The organism is Mycobacterium sp., from assembly GCF_049278535.1.
Classification (GTDB): Bacteria; Actinomycetota; Actinomycetes; order Mycobacteriales; family Mycobacteriaceae; genus Mycobacterium.
Map to the genome: position 1 here is coordinate 1 of NZ_JBAPMI010000356.1, position 4,949 is coordinate 4,949.

Sequence of the window (4,949 nt, forward strand, 5' to 3'; positions counted from 1 at the left end):
ACCCAGAGTTGGATCGTTACCTGAACGACTTCATCGCCGGGATCAACGTCCAGATCCGGCGGATTCTCGAGATCTTTCGCGACCGCGGATGGCTGCGTGACGACGTCCCGTTCGATGAACTCGTCGAGACGATGGCGGTGCTATGCAGCGTCGAAACCTATCTCCGAATGACCCACCGCGACGGATGGACCGCCGACGCGTACCAGGCATGGTGCAGACGCATGCTTGCCGAGACCGTTTGCGCTGCGTCGCTTAGTAACTGACCGGGCCGGCGGGCTCAGCGGAGTGCATCCGCAAAGGTTCGGTGTGCCCCACGACGTGGACGTCGGGTGACACCTGCTCGGTGTAGCCGAGCCCGAACCGCACCACGTACTGCTTGTAGAGAATCACCAAGGGGGCGGCGGCCAACGCGGCCTGCATGGCCGTCGCGTCGCCGATCGCGGTCACCGTGTACGGCGGGCTGTAGGTCCGCCCGTTAAGCAGCAACGTGTTGCCCACGCAGCGTGGCACCGAGGTGGCGATGATGCGCTGGTCCTGCATCTGGATCGCCTCGGCGCCGGCGCTCCACAGCGCGTTGAGAACGGCCTGGATGTCCTGCTGGTGCACGACGAGATCGTCCGGGGATGCGTCGCGGGGGAAGCGGCCATTGGCATCGCGCTGCGCGTCGTTGAGCGTCACGACCAGACCCGGCCCGTGCACGGGGTCAAGGCCGGCGTCACCGGCGAGCTCGGCGGACCGTCGCTTCATCGCCGCCAGTGCCGCATCCGGGGACCGGCCGTGCGTCGAGTCGATGGTGTTGGCCAGCCGGTCCCGTGCGCTGGTCAACCGGGCGACCGCGGACTTCTCGCTGCGCACCAGATCCACCAGCCGTGGCGCGTCGCTGCGCCGGATCTCGCCACCACCAGACACTCCGTGGGTGGCGCCGAGCAGCAGGCCGGCCAGCAGGCACACCACCGGGACACCGACCCGCCAGGCTGACGGCTGGGCTGCTCCGTCGCCGCCATCGGGTGCGGGGAACAGCCGGCGCAGCCTGATCGCCATCAGCTTCTCCGTTCGCTCCCGGTGCGTGCGTTACGCTCGTCGTTGCATCCGCCCTGAACCACCGTAGCTCCGAGGTAGAAATGCCCAAGTCCAAAGTCCGCAAGAAGACCGACTTCACCGTCTCCGCGGTGAGCCGCACCCCGGTCAAGGTCAAGGCCGGCCCGTCCAGCGTGTGGTTCGTGGTGTTGTTCTGTGGGTTGATGCTGATCGGTCTGGTCTGGCTGATGGTGTTCCAGTTGGCCGCGACGGGTCCGGACGCCCCGTCGGTGCTCAGCTGGATGGCCGAACTGGGTCCGTGGAACTACGCCATCGCGTTTGCTTTCATGATCAGTGGGTTGTTGCTCACGATGCGGTGGCGGTAGGCGCAGTCGCCGCCGTTATGCGCTGGTTTGCGGTCGCAGACGTTGCTGGGCCAGCAACCAGTGGGGGAACGGATCACACGGGTGTTATTCATCCCCATTGTTGATAGCGCTTGTGGATAACCACATCGGTAGTGGTAGACCCCCCTAGGAGCCTCGTGCAGCAAACACATTGGGCACCGTCTTCAACCGGAATCGCAGCTTGCGGGCTCGCCGGAGTTGTGATGGCTATCTCTTGTGTGACCGTCGTCACAGACCCGCCGGGGCGCCTTTTGCTCGGCATTGCCGGGGCGGGACTGATCTTGTTTGCGGGCGGGACGTGGCGTTCGCGCCCGAAGCTGGCAATCACCGCCGACGGTCTGCAGGTGGGCGAATGGATCCGGCCCGCCCAGCTGCGCCGACCCGATATCAAGATCATCCGAATCGCCGAATTCCGCCGCCTCGGCCGCAAAATGCGGCTACTCGAGATCGACGCCAACGACGGTCGGCTGTTCGTTTTCTCGCGCTGGGACCTCGGCACCGACCCGCTGGACGTACTCGACGTGCTGACCGCGCGCGGTTACGCGGGGTCGTGACGGCACACTTTCGCGCGAACCAGCAGTCAGGGTCGTAGATCAGCGAACATCACCGCCCTGGATGCTGCTTCGCGGCAGAAGGCGTCAGGAGATCGTGATCGACTCGATGACGACGGGCTCGCTGGGACGGTCGCCGGGGCCGGTCGCGGTGGTCGCGATCGCGTCGACCACGTGTTGCGAGTCGGGCTCCACGACCTCGCCGAAGATGGTGTGCTTGCGGTTCAGGTGCGGGGTCTGCCCGACGGTGATGAAAAACTGCGAGCCGTTGGTTCCCGGGCCCGCATTGGCCATCGCCAACCGGTAGGGCTTGTCGAACTGCAACTCGGGATGGAACTCGTCGGCGAACTTGTAACCCGGGCCGCCGCGTCCGGTGCCGGTGGGGTCGCCACCCTGGATCATGAAGCCGCTGATCACCCGGTGGAAGACCGCGCCGTCGTAGAACGGGCCGGAGCTACCGCCGGACGCGTTCTCGGTCGAGTACTCCTTGGTGCCTTGAGCCAGGCCCACGAAGTTGGCGACGGTCTTGGGCGCGTGGTTTCCGAACAACGCGATCTTGATGTCGCCGCGGTTGGTGTGCAGTGTGGCAGTGGCGGTCTGAATCGGGCTGGTAGTCACGGGATCACAGTCTGCCATCACCGTCTGTTCCGCCGGACATCCGGTGCCGGTAGGCGTGTGGCAGTCTGAACGTATCCCCAAGGCGGTCTTGCGAAAGGGCCAGAAATGCGCGCAAAGAACACCGTCCACTTGACCCCGCGCCAACGGCTGAGCCGCGGTCTGACCTACACGGCGGTCGGGCCGGTGGACGTGACCCGGGGCGTCGTCGGTCTCAGTGTGCATTCCGCGCAGGCGGGTGCGGAGAACCTGCGGCGCCGCTACCGCGAGGGCCGGCTGGCCCGCGACTTACGCAGCGCCCAAGAGGCTTTGGTGCAGGAGCTGGTGGCCGCCCAGGAAGTGGTCACAAGTTTGCCCGACGCGCTTCAGCAGGCCCGGCGCGCCCAACGGCGCCGGCCGCGGCCCTGGGTGCTTGTCGGGGCCGCCGCGGTAGTCCTCGCCGCCGGCGGGGCCGCGTTCTCGATAATCCGGCGCTCGTCGCATCAGGAGCCATCGGCGTTGCCCCCGAGCGTCGAAGTGGATCCGCCGCTGTAGGGGCGCGTTCGCGCGATACGGCGGACGGCGTGGCGATGTGCCAGCCGGATCAGAGAAGCGTAGAAATCCGCGCCGGCGGGCATGCGCTGTTGGCAGAGCACGCAAGTCAATTGGAGCGCCATGACAGAACCGCATAGAGATCCCGTGGGTCGTGCCCGGAAGCTAGAGAGCATCGTTGATGATCTCGACGACAAGGTTGCCAATGAACGCGAAGCAGAGGGTGTGCCCGGCAACCCCGCCGACCGAGATCGCCACGCCGTCAGTGGCGGCTTGGAGAACTCAGAAGATGAGCCCCCGGACTAAATAGCGTGACAGCTGCCCGACCAGTGATTCGGTCGGTCGCCAACGGGGTTTCACCCGATACTGACCTGCAGGCTGGCCGCAGCGGGATCATCGTCGGTGATGACGTTGTAGCCGCGAGCACCGGCTCGGTCGACGGCTGCTTTCACGACACCGAAGACGAGGCCTTGCAGCCCTGCGCCCAACACAACGGCGCCGCCTGAACGGCTCAGGTCCTTCGGGTTCGGCGGGGCGGGTTCATCGTCGCTCAATCGTTTCCAGATCATGCCGAATAGCGCACTTGCCAGCAGCCCTCCGGTGACGCTGGTAGCGACCGACAACGGGGTGTATAAAACTCTGGACGTCTTACTCACAGCATCCTCCTGGCAGTCGAATCCGCAGCGATGCGTACCCGGCCAGGGTGCGCGCCAATCACATTCGTGCTGCGGCACCAGGCTGCGCAAGTCCGCGGTGTCGCGTGGCCCTGCCAGCGTCGCGAGCGCCCAGCTGTAGGGGCGCGGTTGTCAAACTGTGGAGCCTAGGGGATTCGAACCCCTGACTTCTGCCTTGCAAAGGCAGCGCTCTACCAACTGAGCTAAGGCCCCTCTCGCCGACCTCAAGTCTGGTCGGCCGCCACGTGCCAAACCTCGACGCCGCGTTCCGACCGGATCACGACCACCAGCACCGCGATCGCTGCCAGCGGCAACACCAGTCTCACGAATCGTCTTGGCGAACACATGGTTGTGGGCCTAGGAGGACTCGAACCTCCGACCTCTTCGTTATCAGCGAAGCGCTCTAACCACCTGAGCTATAGGCCCGCACACGTACACGGACGAGCGACGAGATTACCGCACCGGAGCGGCCGCGCCCAAAACGCTAGTCCCGGTCGGCCAGCGTCACCTCGACGCCGCCGATCAAGTCGGTCGTCAGGTTGTAGATGAAGGCGCCGATGGTGGCCGCGGCGGTCATCAGGACGATGTTCACCAGGCCGATCAGCACCGCGCCGCCGAAGATCGTGCCGCTGGAGACCAGCTCGGCGGTGCCGCCGGTGTTGTTCAGCAGATCCCCGACGTTGCTGTTGAGCTTGTTCCACACGCCCATGCCGCCGAGCACCAGGTACAGAAATGCGACGGCAATCATCCACACGAAGAACAACGCCACCGACAGCACCACCGACACCTTCAAGGTGCTCCACGGGTCAACGCGCCGGATCTGCATGCTGGCCCGCACCGGGCCGCGCGGCCGCGACGAGACCTGGATCCGGCCTTCGGATCGAACCGGCGCCGTCATCGAGTCGTCCGGCCGGTCGTCGGCCGACTTCCGTTGTGCGCCACGCGGTATCGGTCCGGACAGGTCGGGTAATTCGCTGGCGTACGCATCGCTCTGCCGACTCTCGTTCTGCGCGGGAGCCGGCGCCGGCTCCGTTTCGGGTGGTGGTGTCCTGGTGGTGCCCGGCGCCGCCGTGCCGGAAATGAACCGGTTCAGGCGGGCCTCGGCGCTAGGGCTTGCGGTGCCGCGGCCGGGCTGGCGCTGCTGAGTTGGCGACGGG

General features: G+C 66.0%; 8 protein-coding genes and 2 tRNA genes. 4 read left to right on the top strand and 6 right to left on the bottom strand.

Going from position 1 to position 4,949, the window contains the following annotated elements:
• The coding region (locus tag WAO18_RS23080) for a hypothetical protein (RefSeq protein WP_422208551.1) at positions 1–263 on the top strand (263 nt) is incomplete at its 5' end.
• Here the strand turns inward: WAO18_RS23080 and WAO18_RS23085 are convergent.
• The gene (locus WAO18_RS23085; RefSeq protein ID WP_422208552.1) at positions 253–1,041 is read right to left on the bottom strand and encodes a DUF881 domain-containing protein; all 789 of its coding nucleotides are present in this window, start codon (positions 1,039–1,041) and stop codon (positions 253–255) included. The two genes, WAO18_RS23080 and WAO18_RS23085, sit on opposite strands and share 11 nt — an antisense overlap.
• 80 nt (positions 1,042–1,121) lie before the next feature.
• Between WAO18_RS23085 and crgA the strand changes: the two genes are divergently transcribed.
• Positions 1,122–1,403, top strand: a complete 282-nt coding sequence (crgA, locus tag WAO18_RS23090; RefSeq protein WP_422208553.1) for a cell division protein CrgA — start codon at positions 1,122–1,124, stop codon at positions 1,401–1,403.
• Positions 1,404–1,558: 155 nt separating this feature from the next.
• Positions 1,559–1,975 carry a PH domain-containing protein gene (locus tag WAO18_RS23095; RefSeq protein ID WP_422208554.1) on the top strand — a complete coding sequence of 139 codons (417 nt, stop codon included), beginning with the start codon at positions 1,559–1,561 and terminating at the stop codon, positions 1,973–1,975.
• Between the two features lie 84 nt (positions 1,976–2,059).
• Here WAO18_RS23095 and WAO18_RS23100 read toward each other — a convergent pair whose 3' ends face one another.
• Entirely contained in the window at positions 2,060–2,608 is a 549-nt protein-coding gene (locus tag WAO18_RS23100; RefSeq protein WP_422208558.1) for a peptidylprolyl isomerase, read from the bottom strand.
• Positions 2,609–2,695: 87 nt separating this feature from the next.
• Here WAO18_RS23100 and cwsA point away from each other — a divergent pair, with 87 nt between their 5' ends.
• Positions 2,696–3,121 (top strand): cell wall synthesis protein CwsA, encoded by a 426-nt coding sequence (gene cwsA, locus WAO18_RS23105; protein ID WP_422208555.1) that lies wholly within the window; start codon positions 2,696–2,698, stop codon positions 3,119–3,121.
• A 353-nt stretch (positions 3,122–3,474) separates the two neighbouring features.
• Here the strand turns inward: cwsA and WAO18_RS23110 are convergent, their stop codons facing one another.
• The 4 genes from WAO18_RS23110 to WAO18_RS23125 all read right to left on the bottom strand — a co-directional run.
• Positions 3,475–3,774, bottom strand: a complete 300-nt coding sequence (locus WAO18_RS23110) for a DUF4235 domain-containing protein (protein WP_422208556.1) — start codon at positions 3,772–3,774, stop codon at positions 3,475–3,477.
• A 158-nt stretch (positions 3,775–3,932) separates the two neighbouring features.
• Positions 3,933–4,005, bottom strand: a tRNA-Ala gene (locus WAO18_RS23115).
• Between the two features lie 139 nt (positions 4,006–4,144).
• A tRNA-Ile gene (locus WAO18_RS23120) sits at positions 4,145–4,218 on the bottom strand.
• Positions 4,219–4,276: 58 nt separating this feature from the next.
• Positions 4,277–4,949, bottom strand: a 673-nt coding sequence (locus tag WAO18_RS23125; RefSeq protein ID WP_422208557.1) for a DUF3566 domain-containing protein, incomplete at its 5' end; no start/stop codon positions are given.